At 62.0% G+C, this 17,630-nt stretch carries 13 protein-coding genes; 7 read left to right on the top strand and 6 right to left on the bottom strand.

Annotated features, from left to right (window positions below; genetic code table 11):
* Nucleotides 1-96: 96 nt before the first annotated feature.
* Nucleotides 97-1,101 (bottom strand): glycosyltransferase family 2 protein, encoded by a 1,005-nt coding sequence (locus A5686_RS09320; RefSeq protein ID WP_067933432.1) that lies wholly within the window; start codon nucleotides 1,099-1,101, stop codon nucleotides 97-99.
* 662 nt (nucleotides 1,102-1,763) lie between these two features.
* On the opposite strand from A5686_RS09320, the gene A5686_RS09315 reads away from it, so the two are divergent.
* Nucleotides 1,764-2,363, top strand: coding sequence for a class I SAM-dependent methyltransferase (locus tag A5686_RS09315; RefSeq protein ID WP_067933341.1), 600 nt, complete (start codon nucleotides 1,764-1,766; stop codon nucleotides 2,361-2,363).
* 345 nt (nucleotides 2,364-2,708) lie between these two features.
* The gene (locus A5686_RS09310; protein ID WP_156750013.1) at nucleotides 2,709-3,362 is read left to right on the top strand and encodes a trans-aconitate 2-methyltransferase; all 654 of its coding nucleotides are present in this window, start codon (nucleotides 2,709-2,711) and stop codon (nucleotides 3,360-3,362) included.
* Between the two features lie 291 nt (nucleotides 3,363-3,653).
* Here A5686_RS09310 and A5686_RS09305 read toward each other — a convergent pair whose 3' ends face one another.
* The 4 genes from A5686_RS09305 to A5686_RS09290 all read right to left on the bottom strand — a co-directional run bounded on the left by A5686_RS09305 (nucleotide 3,654) and on the right by A5686_RS09290 (nucleotide 8,817).
* On the bottom strand, nucleotides 3,654-4,397 hold the full coding sequence (locus tag A5686_RS09305) for a bifunctional 2-polyprenyl-6-hydroxyphenol methylase/3-demethylubiquinol 3-O-methyltransferase UbiG (protein WP_067933337.1): 744 nt from the start codon (nucleotides 4,395-4,397) through the stop codon (nucleotides 3,654-3,656).
* A gap of 167 nt (nucleotides 4,398-4,564) precedes the next feature.
* The gene (locus A5686_RS09300; RefSeq protein WP_156750012.1) at nucleotides 4,565-5,776 is read right to left on the bottom strand and encodes an ATP-grasp domain-containing protein; all 1,212 of its coding nucleotides are present in this window, start codon (nucleotides 5,774-5,776) and stop codon (nucleotides 4,565-4,567) included.
* The gene (locus A5686_RS09295) at nucleotides 5,769-6,725 is read right to left on the bottom strand and encodes a glycosyltransferase (protein ID WP_082947549.1); all 957 of its coding nucleotides are present in this window, start codon (nucleotides 6,723-6,725) and stop codon (nucleotides 5,769-5,771) included. The genes A5686_RS09300 and A5686_RS09295 overlap by 8 nt, the downstream gene beginning before the upstream one ends.
* A gap of 577 nt (nucleotides 6,726-7,302) precedes the next feature.
* The gene (locus A5686_RS09290; RefSeq protein ID WP_067933334.1) at nucleotides 7,303-8,817 is read right to left on the bottom strand and encodes an MFS transporter; all 1,515 of its coding nucleotides are present in this window, start codon (nucleotides 8,815-8,817) and stop codon (nucleotides 7,303-7,305) included.
* Nucleotides 8,818-9,330: 513 nt separating this feature from the next.
* Between A5686_RS09290 and A5686_RS09285 the strand changes: the two genes are divergently transcribed.
* The 4 genes from A5686_RS09285 to A5686_RS09270 all read left to right on the top strand — a co-directional run bounded on the left by A5686_RS09285 (nucleotide 9,331) and on the right by A5686_RS09270 (nucleotide 14,249).
* The gene (locus tag A5686_RS09285) at nucleotides 9,331-10,152 is read left to right on the top strand and encodes a class I SAM-dependent methyltransferase (RefSeq protein WP_082947548.1); all 822 of its coding nucleotides are present in this window, start codon (nucleotides 9,331-9,333) and stop codon (nucleotides 10,150-10,152) included.
* 261 nt (nucleotides 10,153-10,413) lie between these two features.
* Nucleotides 10,414-11,433, top strand: coding sequence for a putative sugar O-methyltransferase (locus tag A5686_RS09280; RefSeq protein WP_197520526.1), 1,020 nt, complete (start codon nucleotides 10,414-10,416; stop codon nucleotides 11,431-11,433).
* Between the two features lie 275 nt (nucleotides 11,434-11,708).
* Nucleotides 11,709-12,956, top strand: coding sequence for a glycosyltransferase (locus tag A5686_RS09275; protein ID WP_067933329.1), 1,248 nt, complete (start codon nucleotides 11,709-11,711; stop codon nucleotides 12,954-12,956).
* A gap of 291 nt (nucleotides 12,957-13,247) precedes the next feature.
* A complete protein-coding gene (locus A5686_RS09270) occupies nucleotides 13,248-14,249 on the top strand; it encodes a Gfo/Idh/MocA family protein (RefSeq protein WP_067933430.1) in 1,002 nt (333 codons plus the stop codon).
* Nucleotides 14,250-14,284: 35 nt separating this feature from the next.
* Here A5686_RS09270 and A5686_RS09265 read toward each other — a convergent pair whose 3' ends face one another.
* Nucleotides 14,285-15,925: a GMC oxidoreductase gene (locus tag A5686_RS09265; RefSeq protein WP_067933421.1), complete on the bottom strand. Its 1,641-nt coding sequence runs from the start codon at nucleotides 15,923-15,925 to the stop codon at nucleotides 14,285-14,287.
* Nucleotides 15,926-16,323: 398 nt separating this feature from the next.
* On the opposite strand from A5686_RS09265, the gene A5686_RS09260 reads away from it, so the two are divergent.
* Complete coding sequence (locus A5686_RS09260) at nucleotides 16,324-17,589, top strand: glycosyltransferase (RefSeq protein WP_067933327.1); 1,266 nt, start codon at nucleotides 16,324-16,326, stop codon at nucleotides 17,587-17,589.
* Nucleotides 17,590-17,630: the final 41 nt, after the last annotated feature.

Raw genomic sequence — 17,630 nt, 5'->3', positions numbered from 1 at the left:
CGCCGACGCAGCGGAAAGACCCCGCTGTGAATGTTGAGTAGCCCTGGTAGTTGATCGTCTTAGGCCTGGCGGTGCGGGCGGACGACGGCGACGCCGTTACTGCTCAACCCGGGCGTCAAGACTGGCGGCGCTCACGGGCTGCCCCTTATGCCTGGGCCGTGGGGTGGGTGTCTCTACCGTCAAGTACAGCGGTTTGCCGATCAACACGTGCAGGGCCACCCCGAGATATTCGGCCACGAGGCCGAGTGAGAACAGGATGGCACCCGAACACAGCAACAGCACCACGATGGTCGAGGCCCATCCATGTGGTCCGTAAACGTCTTCGGTGAGCGCCTGGTACACGACGACCGCGGCCATCACGGCACCGATGACGCCGAGCGTGACGCCGAGCATGCTGACCAGCCGCAGGACGCGGGTTCCGCTGCAGAGCACCATCTTCCAAAACAGCGCGAACAGCCGCGGATAGGTATAGCCGGACTCATGCAGGCTCTCTGCGCGCAGTATCACCGGGACCTGCGCGACCGCATCGACCACCCAACTCAACGCGACATCGAGATACACGCCGCTTTGGGCGATGTCAGCGAGTTGGCGGCCGATATCCGCGCGGATGAGCCGGAAGCTTTCAAACCGGGTGGAAGCCGGGAACGCGAACACGGTCGCCAGCACCACCTTCGCGCCGCGCGAGGTCAGATTCCGCAGAAATCCATGCGGGCGAGTGTTCGTCGGCCTCGAATACACCAGATCGGCGCCCTGAGCCAACGCCGTGTCTAAAAAAGCGCCGATGAATCCAGGATCGTGCTGGCCATCCTCGTCCATTGTGACGATCCAATCGCCACGCGCGGTCGACATGCCGGCGATCGTCGCGGCGTCCTGGCCGAAGTTGCGGCTCAACCACACGGTGCGCACCTGCTCGTAGGCCTGCCGAAGCTCCTCGAGCGCCACGTCTGACCGATCGGGACCGTGATCGTGCACGAGGATGATCTCGTCGACCAGGAAGGTAGCACCGTCGGGTGTCGCTGTGGGACGGGTGAGCTGATGCAGTTCGGCAACCAATCCGCCAATGGTGTGTTGGCCCCGATACACCGGTACGACAACCGAAATACGGTGAGGGCGCTCTCCGCCCGGCCAGTTGAGACGGCCGTCTGCTGCGACCGCGCCTTGGTCGGGCGCGATCACCGTGGGAACTTGACGCGTGACCGATTGGCGGGGTCCATTCCCTGCCTTCGACCAACGTTGGTTGCCGGCGACCTGCCGGCCCAGGGGCGGACCTTCCGCGCTTCGTCCGGGGAGTTGCGTACTTCGTCTGGGAATCACCGCGAATCCTGCCCGACGAGTGAAGTGATTTGTTAGTAACGTACAGCAAGCCCGCAGCCTTATCGGGGCGGAGGCAGCTGATCCACTTGCGTACAGTCAGTGCCAGCCCGCCAGGCGTCTCGCCGAGGGCCTCTGCCGAACACCGGACCTCCTTTGCTGTTGGGATCCAATCTTGAATGAACTGCACCAACCGTTAAAGGGAGCTACGCCACTCTGGATTCCACAACCTGCCAGCCTAGCGGTTAGCCACGAAACCCGTATGTCGCTTGTCGGTTGCGGCATTGATGAAATCATGCTTCCGCGAATGTTTGCGCGCCCAGCCTCTCATCACCGACACCCGGGATGCCCGGCTGACGCGGCGCCGATTAGACGTCCGGGCCGCATGACGGAATCGCAAAGCGCCCGGCGCGGTAGCATTTAGCGTCCAGCAACCGTCGCAGGGGTTTTTTGTGCCCACCAGCCTCATCTATCGCAGCGGCGTCAGTTACGAGTTACTGATGCGCACGCTGTACGGCAGGCACTATGCAGCGCGCTTTCGCGCGATCGCGGCACTCATTCCCGAAGGCGCCACGGTGCTCGACGTGTGCTGCGGGCCGGGGACCTTGTACAGCCGCTACTTGCGTGAGAAGTCGGTCGACTACCTCGGTCTCGACCTGAACAACGGGTTTATCGCGCGGCTGAATGATGCGGGTGGGCGAGGCGAGGTGCGGAACCTGCACGCCGACACACCGCTGCCCCGAGCCGACTTCGTCATCATGCAGGCGAGCCTGTATCACTTTCTCCCCGACCCACGGGCGGTCGTCGACCGGATGCTGGCCGCGGCGCGCAACCGGGTGATCGTCGCCGAGCCGGTCCGCAACATGACCACCAGCGACAATCGCGTCCTGGCCGCACTGGGCCGACGCTTCACCAACCCGGGCGACGGTGCGCAAGCTCATCGATTCACCGAGGCGACGCTCGACGAATTCTTTCGCAACTACGCGCCGCGAGTGGTGCAACAGTCCTTAATTGCGGGCGGTAGGGAGAAACTGTACGTGCTCAGCGCCTGACCGACGCCGCTCATTTCCGGAGATAGCCGGGTCGCCGAATTGACGCCGCGCTGGCGCACGCGCGCGGAGCTAGCCAGGTGCCAGTTTTCCGTTGTGGAGCAAGCCGAGCCCGACGTTGCCGCTGTGCATTTTCACGACGCAACTAGTAGCCAAGACGATTCGGCATGCTGAATGCCCGGTGCGGCGAGAGGCTGATGCCCAGCTGTGCTCCGCAGAGCGTGTGCGGCAGGGGTTTTTCAGTGGGTAGCATCGATGGGCTGCGTAGTGTCGAGGCGTGGCGGATCTTGGCGGGGCACTATTCCATTGGGCGCAAGTTGTCTTGCGGTCTGCGTTAAGGATTGAGCATTGACGAGCGAACGTACCCACGGTCTTTATGCGGCTTTGCGTCATCCAACATTGTATGAAGCTGTGCAGCGTGTGATGGGAGCCGACCGCGAGCGGCACCGCTTTGCGCGAGATTTCGTGCGTGCTCAGCCGGGGGATCGTGTGCTGGATATCGGTTGTGGGCCCTCGGATCTGTTGGCGTACCTGCCGGAGGTGGAGTATGTCGGCTGGGAGCCTAATGCGGCCTATGTGGCGAAGGCGCGCAGGACTTTTGGGGACCGTGGGACATTTTATGAAGGTTTTTTCGGGCCCGAGCAGGCGCGCGTGCTGGCCCCTGTTGATATCGCCATCGTTTCGGGGGTGTTGCACCACATGGACGATGCGCAGGCGAGCCAATTGTTCGCGCTGTTACGGCAAGTTGTTAAACCCGATGGGCGCGTGATCACGGTCGATAATGTGTTTGTCGAGCGGCAGAATCCGATCGCGCGGTTGTTCATCAGTCTTGATCGTGGTCGGCATGTGCGCTCGCCGGCCGGTTATGAGGCATTGGCGCGCAGCGCGTTCGGCGATGTGCACGGCACGGTCGTCGCGCAGGTGTTTCCGCCCTACACCTATTTCTTCATGACGGCGCGGATGTCGCCCATCGAGAACTCGGCGGGCAGCGATCCCAGCTAGACACCGATTGCGCGGCTGCTAAACCCGCTACCAGCTGCGGATCTCGACCGTGCCTGCGCGCGCAACCCGTCACTCCAACGTTGGCTCGACCTGGCACTATCCGCGTGTGGGAGTTTGCTCACGCGTCCCAACCGCTGACGTCCTCGTTGTCCGCCTGCGCTCGGGTTAATCGAGGCCGCCGTCGGCATCCTGTGCGGATCCCAAGGCAAGTATGTGCGCGAGCCCTTTGCGGCCTTTTTACGCATCCCGGGCAGGGCAGTCCCAACCGTGAGCGCAGCGAGGCTGCCCCAGTCAGGGCTTTTCGAGTGAGAGGACGGTGTAGTCGGCGAGCAGAGAGGGAAACCGTTGCGTAAGCCGCTCGCTCGACTCATAGACGGTGCGTGTCACCCCTGGGAAACGCTCGAACACGGGCTCGGCAAGTACCATCCGCGCGGGGAAGCAGAGGAGCCCGCCGCGATACAGCTGACGTAGACCCAGCGAGGTGAAGAGGGCGGCGACCTCCGCCGGCTTCATTTTGCAGCCACGCGTGAGCAGCCGCCCCGTGTGGAACGGTTCGATCAGCGTGACGCGTCCGCGTGGCTTCAGAGCTCGGGCAATCTTGCTTGCGACATCGGGAAGCGTCGCCGTCGTGCACGCCGTGGAGACGCAGCCGAGAGAAAGGATAAAGTCGAATCGTTCGGGCGGATATTCGTAGTCCGCAACGGTGGCTGCCACGAATGACGATGCGAGCGCGGGGAACCTGCGCCCCGCCTCGGCGACCATGGTGTCGAGATCGACGCCCGTGTAGCTGTCGAACCGCGCGGCGAGCCGCTCTGCGACCCGCCCGGTGCCGCAGCCGAGGTCGAGAACCGCGCCTCGCTGTTCGGGCAGTGTCGCCTCGATGATGGACCACTCGTCACGGTCGACGAGATCGTTGAAGACACGGTTGTGCCACATCACGCTCATCGTGCCAGGATCGTCGGCGCGCTCGCGCCAGTAGGCAACGTCGAACCCGTTGCTTCCGACGGCGATCCGCCGTGCGATCTTCTTCCACATACAATCCTCCTTTGGCACTTCGTGTGCGAAAGATCGGGATCGGCGGCGGCGACTGTCTCGACCAAGGTGGCTGCACCGCGCCTCGGTAAGCCCGCTCGCCGGAATTGATCCTAATCTTTGGGTGAGGTCAACGCAGTCATGATCGCTGACCTTTTGCGATTTCGCATTCACATGATCCGCAGGTCAAGTGTTGTACATGCCTGCTCTATAGCCGCGTCAGCGGCCTCTGTTGTCATCCCCTGCGCGATGATCTCGCCGAATCGATGACGCCCGTTCATGAAAGGGGAAACCATCTTTCCGGGATCCCAGTCGAGGACAATGCGTTTGACGCCCTCGACCTTTCCAGCGGCGGGTAGCCGACCCGGATCGTATTCCAGTCGTCCTCCTTTGCGTGAGTGCAGAAGCACAACTTTCGAGGTGCCGGCGTACGGCTGCTGCTCGGTGATGGACGCCGTACCGGTGAGTGCGAGATCAATCGCGAGGTCCTCCAAGGACAAATTGCAATGGTAGAGGGCAAGCTGGCTCAAAGAGTTCCCCCCCAACCTTGGAGTGAGCTCCAGAAATTTGGGCTCATCGCCGCTCCAGACGAAATCGGCGTCGAACACCGTATCAAAGATAGACAGAGATGTGAGGAGCTTTTGTACGTCGTCGAGAACTCGCTCGGTTTGGTCTGGAGAGAGACCAGAAGGAATGGTATGCCCTGCGGTGGCGAGCACCGGCGGCGCAGGAATGTGTCTCGCTGTAACGAAGGAGAAAGCGATCTCTCCGTTGAGAAGGCACCCTTCCACGGTTCCCTGGAAACCGGCTTCGTAATGCTGTACCAGGGCCCGCCCTGACGAGGAGTGGTGTAACGCAAGCTCGATGGCGGATGTCAAGCGTGCCGGGTCGCTGACCAGCGTGACCCCCTTGCTGCCCGACGAGTCGTCTGGTTTGACAACGCAAACCGGAGAAGGCGGCAGATAGACCTCTGATGGAGCGTAAGAGGTCAGACAGTCAAACTGGGGGACCGCAAAGCCGAGCTCGCGTGAGTAGTCGAAGAACGCTGATTTGCTGGTAAGAATACGCGCCGCTGAAGGGCGCGGTCCGAATAATCCCAGCTCGTCCGCTACGATGGCCTGGGTGGTGACGGCGACATCCGTTGCGGGTGAGATGATTCCATCGATTTCCGAATCCTTGGCGATGCGCAGGACGTCGTTTAATTCTGTAGTGCTGACGACGTGTGACTCGTCAGCAATTTCATGTCCGGGGTTGTCCGCGTATGCATCGACTACGACAACTCGTATGCCTCTTTGTCTGGCCCGGTGGATGAGGTGGCATTGATACGTGGAGGCGCCGAGCACCAACAGTGTCTGAGGTTTAGGCATAAACCAGCTACTCAATTTCGGCGAGTCGATTGCTGAGCCGGCCCGAGACGACCGTTAGGTAAATCCGAGAGAGGTAGATTCCGAATACCAAGAGCGCCAGCAGGATGAGCCCGTTAAAAAAGGTCGTGACCACGATCAGGCTCGCCCAACCGGGAACACTGACGTTTTGAGCAAGCGCGTTCCACACTGTTCCTATCGCTAGGACAGTCGAAAAACCGAAGGCTACAGCGCAGAGGGTAGCGACGAACACGATCGGATAGGCCGAGTACGAAAAGATCAGACTCGCCGCGAGGGACACGCTCTTGCCCAGCGTGTAGTTCGAAGTTCCGTGCGCTCGCGGTTCATGGACGACCGGGATATTCACTCGGTTTGCGGAATTAGCCAGCAACATTGCGGTTATGTATGGTCGGTCGCTGGCCTGTCTAACCGCACCTTCCGCGACCGAGCGTTTCATCGCACGAAAACTGGTGAGCTCGAACGAGCGCGGCAGATTAAAGAGGCGCTTTATTAGCGAATCAACAAGCGTGCCCGCGGTATTGCGCATCGGATTGTGATTTTTATGGGAGTAGCTGCCGATCGCAAGATCGTATCCTGAGCACACAGCTTCCACTAGATTGGTGACGTCCGCCGCCCGATGCTGAAGATCATCGTCCATCGTTACCACGATGTCCCCGGTTGCCAAGGATAATCCGGCCTGAATAGCCCGGTGTTGTCCCCCATTTGTGAGGGCACGCGCAATACGAAGCTTGGACCCGTACGTCGCTTTTGCCCTTTTCATAGCCGCCCATGTGTCGTCCGGACTGGCATCGTCCACTGCGACGACCTGCATTTCCCAGCCGTTTGCTTCCTCGATTTCAAACAGCTGCTGCAGCAGCACCGGAAGCGATTGCGCAGACCGATATGCGGGGATGACAACGCTGACCTTGCGTTGTGCTTGGGGTTCGGACTCAGAAGAAGCAGTCATCGAAGCGGGTGGAGGCGGGCCGAGAGATCTACATACCAGTTTGCCAGCCCGTTGCGTTGGCGTGCACTTTCACTCGTGCTTGCACGCACGCGAGCTGCCACTGCGAGCGACTGATGCCCTTCAGCGGAATTGTCTTGCTTGGCCTGGCCGATGGTCTTGTCGATAGCCTCACCCGTGGGTAACTTCTTGTTGCCCACGTCTGGCACCTGCATCGGCCTCCCCCCTCACCGCTTTCCGGTTTCTGGTCCCGACCTGAAGGGTGGAAATGCCCCCTATGGTCAGAGCGAGTTTAAAGCAGCAACCGGCCGACTACGGAAGGAACGCGCATACAGACCAAGCCAGATGTCTTTAGGCGGCCGCCTGTTTCGCTAGCGCCAGCGGCGAGATCGGCCGGGGGGCGGGCTCTGCCACGGCCGGTCCTGTTCGTGCGGCTCGCCACCGTGTTATTGACTGCGCCGCACCCGGTTTCGCGAGTAGCCGCTTGACCTGGCGTCGCCTGCCACCCGATATCGCTGGCCGCCCGAGAGAAGTTGCCGCGATCAAGCCCGCCGTGGAAGAAATGTTCTGTCCTGGGGTATTAGAGCTCTAGGTCCCCGGCGTCGAAGGCTTTCTTGACATCTTGCGCGTGCGCAACCTGCCGCGCCGAGTAGCCGATGAACAGCGCCACCACACCGAACACCAGGGCCACCCCCGCCAGCCACAGCATGCCGAAGGTGTAGCCCTGGTCCAGCGCGTGCAGTTGAGCGGGGTTCATGGAATTCACCGGCCCGTTGGTACCGCCCAGGGCCCGCGTGCGCGACATGATGACTACCTGGATGAAAGCAAGCACCAGTGGCCCGCCCAGAGCCTGCAGCATCATTGCGATCGCGGTTGTGGGCCCGATCCGGTCGACACCGACGCTGGCGATCACCGACAGGGAGAGTGGGACGTTGACAATCCCGATCCCGATTGCAGCAAAGATGAGCGGCACCATCAGATGCGGGAAGAATGGAAGGCCGCGGTGGAGCGTCGAGCCGTAGAGCATCGCCCCCAGCACCGGGATGCCGCCGGCGAACACCAGCACTCGCGGCGGGTACCGCGTCACCAGCCGCGATGCCAGGCCCGACCCGACGGCCGCCGCAACGGCGAACGGGATGAAGTAGACGCCCACGTGCAGACCGTCGTAACCCATGATGTTCTGCACGTACAGGGCGACCTCAACGGTCAGGGTGAACAGCACCCCGCCGGCCAGAAAGATGGCCGCGAACGTGGCCAGGCGATTGCGGTCGAAGAACAGGTCGAACGGCACGATCGGGTTTTCGGCGGTCCGCTCCACCACGGCGAACGCCACAAAAGCGCCCAGGGCCACCAGAGCGGAACCGATCGTCGGAACCGACAGCCAGCCGGCCTCCGGTGCCATCGAGACCCCGAAAACCGCGGCGGTACACATCAACGTGGCCAGCGCGGCCCCGGTGACATCGAGCTTCTTCCGCTCCTTCTGGGTTTCCGTCAACGCGCTGACGGCCAGGCAGAGCACTACCAGCCCGATCGGCAGGTTGATCAAATACACCAGGCGCCATGACACCTGCGCGATCAGCCCGCCCACCACCAGGCTTGTGACGGCGCTGATGGCGCTCATTACAGCCAGCCCCGCCACCGCGGCGTTACGCGGCGGTCCCTTCGGGAACGTGGTCGCGGCCAGCGCGAAACCGGTCGGTGTGGCGATCGCCGCGGCCACGCCCTGCAGCAGCCGGGCCACGACGAGGCTGGTCGCATCCCAGGCGATGCCGCACACCGTTGATGCGATGGTGAACAGTGCGAGCCCGATGATAAAAGTCCGCTTGCGCCCGATGGTGTCACCGAGGCGGCCGCCCAGCAGCATCAAGCCGCCGAATGCCAGGATGTAGGCGGTGATAACCCAGCTCAGCGCGGCATTGGACAGGCCCAGCTCGTTCTGGATCTTAGGAAGCGCGACGACCCCGATGGAGCCATCCATCATCGCCATCAACTCCATGCCGCCGATCGCGATGATTGCGGCGATAAACCGGCGAGACCAAAGCGACGTCGTGGACTCGTTGCTCGTTCGGCCTAGCGTGGTCGGTTTGACGGGCATCGCGGAGGCTCATTCCAGGTCTGGTGTCATCTAGTGGAGTCGTGCCAGCCTCCATCGTCTGAGCTGGCACGGGACGTTACGCTACAGCAACCTCGGGAACTATTAGCCGTAAACCGTCTGGATGAAACTTTCGGTGCGATAAGCCTTATTGTGAACACCCACTTGGGACTCGCTCCAATCGTTCACCTCCGCATTGCTCGGGCCAGGGCCACATGCGAAGGCCTACACGCCGCATCCCGGCCGCAAGTCGCCAGCTAGCGGTAGGTGCTCCGCTCGATGTCCGGAAGGCGGCTGCGGATACAGGGCCCACCTGAGCGACGGGGCCATCGAACCGCCACACGTTGAACAGGGTGTTGCTGCGCGGCCAATGATGCAAAGCATCTCCCACCCCGGTGACTGGCCCTGCTAGCATCCATAGACCCTGGTCAGCGACTTGCTGAAGTGGTGCATGGATTAACTGCACGGATCGAGCCGACGACGAGACTGATCGACCTTGTCAAAAAGGCTAGAAACATGGATGGACTGACAAACACAACCAAAATCCGTTTGTTAACCTCCTACTTTGCGTTTTTGGTAAGGCTTGGAACTGGACGGCCTTCTGTGCTGCGGCACTATCTTGCAGACAATCTGCGATATCTTTTGGTCGGCACAGGTGTGCTATCGGACCAGGCAAAGCAGGTAGCCAAGGTTCGCGAATTATTTCAGGCGCAGGCAGCGCAGGGCGAGTTCAAGGAATTTTGGCTCGATATGAATATTGTGCCCTGGTCTGTGACTTTTTCGAAAGTCTTTACTCGCAAGGAGCCCGTCCGGATCCTTGAAATCGGGTCATGGGAAGGACGTTCCAGCCTCTTTCTTCTCACGTATTTTACGAACGGGCATTTAACCGCCGTAGATACCTGGTCCGGCGAAACCGAGGGTTACCGGTACGATGCCACGCCGGACCGTCACGACCTTGAAACGCGTTTCGACGGCAATGTTGCCGCGTGTGCGACGCGGCTGACGAAGCGAAGGGGGTCTTCGCTGCAGGTGTTGCCACAGCTACTTGATGAACAGCAAGAATTCGATGTGATTTATGTGGATGGATCGCATTTCGCCGACGATGTTTTAACCGATGGTATTACGGCGTGGCGCCTCTTGAAGCAAGGAGGAATTTTAATCTTTGACGACTTTGTGGGCCCTTTCTATCCGCGGGCGCGCGCCAATCCCTGGTGGGCGATCAATTCTTTCATGGACTATCACGCTAAAGACTACGATATTCTGAGCGTCAACTTCCAACAAATTATCCTGCAGAAAAAGGTGAAGTTTACCGATCACGCCATTCCACTTCAGAACTGAGCTCCGGTCCACGCGCCCGGGGCACGAATCCCAATCGCCACCCAGCGACCCCGCAGGTCAAGGCCTTCCAGCAGCGCGGAGGCCCCAACAGTGATAGATGTCGTGATGGGTCGCCGAGGTCGGCCCGGCCGCAACTGGCAGCGCCCCGACGGCGCGGCGCTGCAGTGATTTTGTATTTTGTGCCCCAGTGCCTTTCGCTGGGCGCCATGATGTGGCGGGAGACAAAGCGGTGACGGGAGCATGGTGAGGGAAAATCACTCGTTGCAACAGCGCGTCGAGGCGCTGAGGTGGTTGATCGCGTTCCAAGCGCGGCAGCCGATCAACGGCGCGCGGGAGCGAGCAGAGTCGTGGCGTCGTCGCCGGAGGGGCCACTCCGGCCGGGGCATCGTCCCCGATGACCGCGCCACCCTCTGCGCGACGAATCCGGAGCTTGAGGCGCTACGTCAGCGCTATGGCGGCGTTCAGGACGTCATCCGCAGGTCGCCGGTTTGGCGTGCCGGTTATGTCTCGGCGGACGATCTGCTCTACTTCCGGGGAGACAATGCCTACGTTTTCCAGTTCAGGGACAAGAACACACCCGAAAAATATGTCCTGACATACTTTTATTTGAAAACGATTGACACGCTTGGGCTTCTGGACACCTTTACCGAAGACGGTGACTACGGTGTGTTTACATTCCCGACAGGCGATGTGGACCAGAGTGGCAACCAGAGACTCGTCAGCCGCGACCTGTTGGATTCAGTCTCTGAGTTACTCTTCCTGGAGCGTGTGCTACAGATCTCGAAACGGCCGAACCTGAAGGTGCTCGATATCGGCGCAGGATACGGCAGGCTTGCCTACCGGGCGGTGACCGCGCTGAGCAACATCGATACCTATTTTTGCATCGACGCTATCCCGGAGTCGACTTTTCTTTCCGAGTATTATCTGCGGCAAAAGGGCGCCGCACGCGCGCGTGTCGTCCCGTTCGACGATCAACGAGATCTCACCCCTGGAACGATCGACCTGGCGGTCAACATCCACAGCTTCTCCGAATGCTCAACGGAGGCTGTCGATTACTGGGTTTCCCGATGCGCAGAGCTGAAGGTCGAATACCTTTTCATCGTTCCTAACATGAGCATCGAAGGCGAAAAAGCCGTAAGGATGGTCGACGGCACCGATTTCAGTCCGCTACTCGAACAGCATGGATACCGGTTGTGTCATGTCGAGCCGAAGTACGGAAACCCAGAGGTGCAGAGATTTGGTGTTTCGCCCAAGTGGTATTACCTCTTTCGCGCTGCCTGATCGGCGTCGACGGGGGACTCGCTGTGGCGAGAAACCTCTCAGCGCCGGCTGAACCGCACAACACAACCGATGAAGTTCTAACGCCGGCGTCGGCGACCGCAACGGACTGTCCAACATGACGTCTCTGACCGCATCCGAACAAGCAGCGGCTGGGAACGGTCAGATGGCCGTCGATGGCGGTCCTTGTGGGTTAAACTGCCGGGCGGCTGAGCCGGGGCGCGGGCTGCCGCTCATCTACGCCGAAGCGCACGGGAAGTCGGGGGCTTAAATTCGCAATGAGGTTTGTGCTGGCGAGTTATGGGAGTCGTGGCGATGTCGAGCCGTGCGCTGCGGTCGGCCGCGAACTGCTGCGCAGAGGGCACGACGTGCGACTGGCCGTGGCGCCTGAACTCGTTGGCTTCGTCGAGGCGGTTGGACTTCCCGCGGTCGCCTATGGGCTCGAGACGCGGCGGTGGATCCCCGGACAACGGGATTTCGAGACGTCGTTGTCTCGCCGCTTCTGGAAGGTCAAGGAGCTGATCAGGTCGGGGCGCGAGTCTCGGGAGTTGTTTGCCCAGTGTTGGGACGAGATCAGCGGAACGCTGATGTCGCTGGCCGAGGGCGCCGACGTCCTCGTCACCGGACTGGCCTTCGAGGGACCCGCCGCCAATATCGCTGAATACCACGGCATTCCGCTGGCCACGCTGCATACCTTCCTCTCACGGTCCAACGGTCAGGGACTGCGCCGCTATTCGGGTACGGCGGTCGAGTGGCTGGTTTGGCGCCTTTGGAAAAAGGTCGAGGACGCGCAGCGCCGTCGACTGGGTCTGCCGAAGGCCACACGCCCCTGGCCGTGGCGGATCGTTGAACGGGGGTCGTTGGAAATTCAAGCCTACGAGGCGATTTGCTTTCCCGAGCTGGCCGCCGAATGGGCGAATTCGAACGGTCAACGGCCCTTTGTCGGCGCGCTGACGATGGAGCTGTCCACCGACGCCGATGAGGAGGTCCTCTCCTGGATCGCCGCGGGGAAAGCGCCGATCTACTTCGGTTTCGGCAGCATGCCGGTCGAATCTGCCACCGACACGCTTGCCATGGTGAGCGCGGCGTGCTCGGAGCTAGGCGAAAGGGCGCTGGTGTGCGCGGGCTGGACCGACTTCAGCGAGGTTGCCCATTGTGATCAGGTCAAGGTGGTGGACGAGGTCAACCACTCGGCCATCTTTCCTGCCTGCCGCGCCGTCGTACACCATGGCGGTGCGGGGACCACGGCCGCCGGCCTGCGCGCCGGGATACCCACGTTGATCCTGTGGATCTTGGGCGATCAACCGCGCTGGGCAGCTGTGGTCAAACGGCTGAAAGTCGGCTCCGGACGGCGCCTTTCGAGCACTACAAAAGAATCGTTGGTCGCTGACCTGCGCACCATCCTTGCACCGCAATACGTCACCCGTGCCCGTGAGCTTGCCACCCGCATGACCAAACCCGCCGAAAGCGTTGCGGCCGCCGCCGATCTCTTGGAAGATTTCGCCCGCTCCAAGCGTGTCGGGTGATCGGGCAGTTGACCGTTCGGACGTCGGCGCCGCAGCAGAGTCACGCTGAAGGTCTCGAGAATCGAAGATGACCCGCTCCCGTCAGTCGCCCACCGTTTGACGGCCGGCCAAAGTCGTGCAGTAGCCGCAGTGCCGCTTGGTTTTTCGTGGGTCCGGCGAGGTAGCTGACGATTGCGCTGGCCCAAAAACTGCAATCATCGCGATGCCGGTGCTGACCGCCGAGGCGATTGCGTGCCGGAGGTCGCCGCAATCGGCGGTCAGTCAACTTCTCAGCTGCTAGCATTGGGTCCCGTGTCTAGACGCGGGACGCCGGTACGGATCGGCATACTGGGCACCGCCCGCGTCGCACCCGCCGCCGTCGTCAACCCGGCGAAAGACAGCGCCGAGGTAGAGGTGGCTGCGGTGGCATCGCGCGAAGTGGCCCGCGCTCAAGCCTTCGCCGTCAAACACGGCATCCCCCGAGTGCACGACACTTACGAGGCGCTGGTCGCCGATCCAGAACTGGACGCCGTCTACATCGCCTTGCCGAACGGCTTGCACGGCAGATGGGCTCGTGGTGCGCTTACCGCGGGTAAACACGTGTTGTGCGAGAAGCCTTTTGCCGCCAATGCGGCCGAGGCCCGCGAGATCGGCGAGCTGGCCGCGAAGTCCGACCGAGTGGTGATGGAGGGGTTCTATTATCGCTATCTCCCTTTGACTTTGCGCGCGGAGCAGATCATCGCCTCCGGCGAGTTGGGCAAGCTGAAGCGAGTGGAAGTGGCCCTGTGCACGCTGCTGCCGAAGTTCTCCGACATCCGTTACGACTACTCCCTTGCGGGTGGTGTGACGATGGATCTTGGCTGTTATGCGGTCAATATGGCTCGCACGTTCGGTGGCTCGACTCCGGAAGTCGTTTCGGCACATGCCAAATTGCGCGGTGCTCAGGTGGACCGGGCAATGACGGCCGAGTTGCGGTTTGCGGCTGGGCATACTGCACAGGTCCGCTGCTCGATGTGGTCATCTGATCTACTGCACTTGAGCGCCAAGGTGATTGGTGACCGTGGGCAACTGGGTGTGCTCAGCCCGCTTGCGCCTTTTCGTCGGCTGACGGTCCGATCTTCCGAGGGCAATCGGACAGAGCGCTTCCCGGGACGCAGCCCCTTCGCATATCAGCTCGACGCTTTCGCCGCGGCGGTGCTGCGCGGTGAGCCGGTCAAGACGACGCTAGAAGACGCGATCGAGAACATGACCGTCGTCGATGCAATCTATCGCGCCGCCGGCCTCCCGGTTCGCCAGCCGACCGAACGAACCTAGCGTCGGCACCGATACCGCAACGGCACCCTTCGTTCTCAGGCGGCGAAATGCGCCTGGTTCACATGCGCCGCCACCCGCAAGGCGTTGGCGGCGATCGTCAAACTGGGATTCAGACCGGTGCTGGACGGGAAGAACGAGGCGTCCACCACGTATAGGTTGTCTACTTCGTGTGCCCGGTTCTGTGGGTCCAGCACACTGGATTCCGGATCGGTACCGAACCTGCACGTTCCGCACACATGGGCTACGGCCGCGTTGTTCGTGGCCCCGCGCAAGGTGATTTTGCGAAAAGGCTCGAACACCTCTTTCAACTGGCGTAAGAACACGGAGCGGCGCTCGAGCTCACCGGCATGCAGACGATACTCGACCCTCGGCCGCCGGCAGCCGTCCGAGGTCGTCCAGTCGGACGGCAGCACGCGGTTGTCCAGATAGGGCAGGTCTTCCATGATCAGGGCCAGCAGATGACCGCTATTGAAGAAATGCCGGTAGAGCGGACGTAGCGCTGGTCGCATCGGGCGCAGCGCCCTGCTCTGCCAGCCCGGCTGACTGGTCAGGACCTCCATGGGCGGCACCAAACCCGCTGACTGTACGGTGCCGTACTTCTGCCCCTCCCAGAAGTAAAAATCATTCAACCCGATTTCCTTGTTCGGGCCTCTGATCTTCCAATCCCGCTGCGGCCAGATCTCCACCCAGTCAATCAGATGACGCATCAGGTTGCGCCCCACCAAGTCTGAGCCGTTGGCCAATCCGCGGGGCCAATCACCCGAGCGGGAACTCAGCAATAAAACCGGAGTGAGCAGCGCCCCGGCAGCCAGCACCACCACCTTCGCTTTGAGGGTCAGCGTGCCGGAGGGATGCTCACAGATGACTTGCTGGACCCGGGTGGTGTCGGCGTTCAGCCGCACGACACGACACTGTGTCAGGAGTTGGGCGCCGTGTTCGTTGATGGCCGGCAGCAGGCAATTGCGGGCGGCGTCGTTTTTGCACGACTGTTGGCAGAGATATCCCTGACAGCTGGTACACCCGTCGGTGTAGTCGCAAGCCATCGGCAGGTGGTAGGGATGCAAACCCCGACCGGCCAGGTAGTCGACCAACGGCCGAACGTCGGCCGAAAAGGGTGGTGCCGCAGGCAAACCGACCTCGGCCGCCTCCGGTCGCAAAGGGTCGGGCTGGCCGCGAACCCCCAACAACTTCTCGGCCGCCGCGTACCAGGGCCGCATTTGGTCGTAGGTGAGCGGCCAGGCCTCCGGGACGGTGGACTCGCCGGGGTCGCGAAAATCCTGCCGCGGAGTGAAGTCACGGGCGAAGAACCGCTCGCAGACCATCCCATACAGCGCCGAGGACCCGCCGGTCCCGCTGCCGAGGTAGGGCACAAACTGCCGCGCGGAGCCGTTGACCATGAATTCGATCGCGTCGGTGGTGCGCCCGCCCCGGGCCAACGCGTCGTAATAGGTGTCCACGGAACGACTCGCCAGCGGCTCGGCCAGTTCGGGCTCCGAAGACCGGATCGTGCCCGGCACCCCGGGCAGTGTCGAGCGCCCCTTCTCGACGAACAGCACCCTGCGGCCCGACCTGGCCAACGAGTAGCCCAGCATCCCGCCGCCCATGCCCGTGCCGACGACAATCACGTCCCACATGACGCGTTCCGCCTCGCGCGGACTCAGCTCGCCGTCAGCCAAAATCGAGTTCCTCAACGGATGAATGCCCAGAGCTTTTGCCCGGTTTGAGCGATCACGACCATAGCATCCGCCCCCGCGGCGGGCTGAACCGTCCAACAACGGTCACGTGGGCAACCCAGGTGTCGCGCAAAGACCCGCGGCCCGCACTCCCTATCGAATGCGGGCGACGGCGCACCGCTCGTATGTATCAGTGATATGTAGGACGACGTTATGCGGGCGCGAATCCTGGTCGACCCTTAGTCTGTCTGGACGAGGTGGATCGCTTCGCCCACGACTGCTGGTTCCCAGTCGATAGCGTGGGTACGGGGTTATGCAGTGAGATGGCAGCTGGCGGACGGGAGGCGCCCGCTTGCGTCTCGCAGAACGCGCACGAATAGGTGAAAGGCTAACGCTCCGCGATGAAGATTGTGCTGGGATGCTATGGGACTCGCGGTGATGTTGAACCTTGCGCTGCCCTTGGACGGGAGCTGCTGCGCAGAGGGCACGAGGTGCGTATGGCCGTGGCGCCGGATCTGGTCGGCTTCGTCGAGTCGGTTGGGCTAACGGCGGTTGCTTGCGGACCGGATGCGCGGGAGTGGCAGGATCTGCACCGCGAATTCTTGACGCGGTTATTCCGGAATTTCTGGAAGGTCCGGAGTGTGATCAGGCTGGGCCGCGAGGATTGGCACCTGCTCAACCGGAGCTGGGACGAGATCACCACGACTCTGCTGTCGCTGGCCGACGGAGCCGACGTTTTACTCACCATGGTGATTGGCCAGGAGTCGGCTTCCGATGTGGCCGAGTATTACGACATTCCATTGGCCCTGCTGCATACCTCTCCGATGCGGCCCAACGGGCAGCTCGTGGCGCGGCTCCCGGCGCCGGTGGCACGCTCCGCAATGCGGGTGAACGACTGGCTGGGTTGGCCCGTGACGAGGAAACTCGAGAACGTCCAGCGCCGCAAAATGGGCCTGCCGAAGGCCACCAAGCTCTGGTCGCGACGGATCGCCGAACGCGGATCGCTGGAACTTCAGGCCTACGACGAGGTGTGCTTTCCCGGGCTGGCGGCCGAATGGGCGCAATGGAAAGCCCAGCGGCCCTTTGTCGGCGCGCTGACCTTGGAGTTGCCAACGGATGCCGACGAGGACGTGGCATCGTGGATCGCGGCGGGAACACCGCCCATTTTCTTCGGCTTTGGGAGCACGGCAGTCAAATCTCCCGCCGACACGATCGCTATGTTCAGCGCGGCCTGCACGCAGTTAGGCGAGCGGGCGTTGGTATGTGCGGCCGAGACTGAGTTCAGCGACTTCGCCCATTTCGAGAACGTCAAGGTGGTGGGCACGCTGAATTATGCGGCCATCTTTCCCGCCTGCCGTGCGGTCGTGCACCACGGGGGAGCGGGCACCACGGCCGCTGGCCTTCGTGCCGGAGTCCCGCAGTTGATCCTTTCGACGTTTCTCGATCAGACGCTCTGGGCAGCCCAGGTTGAACGCCTGAAGGTGGGCACCGCCGGCGGCTTTTCCACCACCGAAGAATCGCTCGTCGCGGATCTGCGCCGGATCCTCGACCCGCAGTACGTCGCGCGGGCGCGCGAGATCGCGACCCGAATGACCAAACCGGCCGAAAGCGTTGCAACCGCAGTCGATCTGCTCGAAGATTTCGCGCGCAAGAGGCGGGCTGGATAATCGATTGAGTTGCGCTCGGCGACGGTCGGCAACCTTGGCCG

The sequence above is a fragment of the Mycobacterium sp. E2479 genome (assembly GCF_001667925.1).
GTDB lineage: Bacteria > Actinomycetota > Actinomycetes > Mycobacteriales > Mycobacteriaceae > Mycobacterium.
The sequence above is the reverse complement of the archived record's forward strand: the minus strand, read 5'-3'. Positions and strand labels throughout refer to the sequence as shown.

Excerpts from the sequence above, each read along its gene's own strand:
- A5686_RS09305 (WP_067933337.1), bottom strand. The coding sequence starts at position 4,397 with ATGTGGAAGAAGATCGCACGGCGGATCGCCGTCGGAAGCAACGGGTTC.
- A5686_RS09295 (WP_082947549.1), bottom strand. The coding sequence starts at position 6,725 with ATGACTGCTTCTTCTGAGTCCGAACCCCAAGCACAACGCAAGGTCAGC.
- A5686_RS09290 (WP_067933334.1), bottom strand. The coding sequence starts at position 8,817 with ATGCCCGTCAAACCGACCACGCTAGGCCGAACGAGCAACGAGTCCACG.
- A5686_RS09285 (WP_082947548.1), top strand. The coding sequence starts at position 9,331 with ATGGATGGACTGACAAACACAACCAAAATCCGTTTGTTAACCTCCTAC.
- A5686_RS09275 (WP_067933329.1), top strand. The coding sequence starts at position 11,709 with ATGAGGTTTGTGCTGGCGAGTTATGGGAGTCGTGGCGATGTCGAGCCG.
- A5686_RS09260 (WP_067933327.1), top strand. The coding sequence starts at position 16,324 with ATGAAGATTGTGCTGGGATGCTATGGGACTCGCGGTGATGTTGAACCT.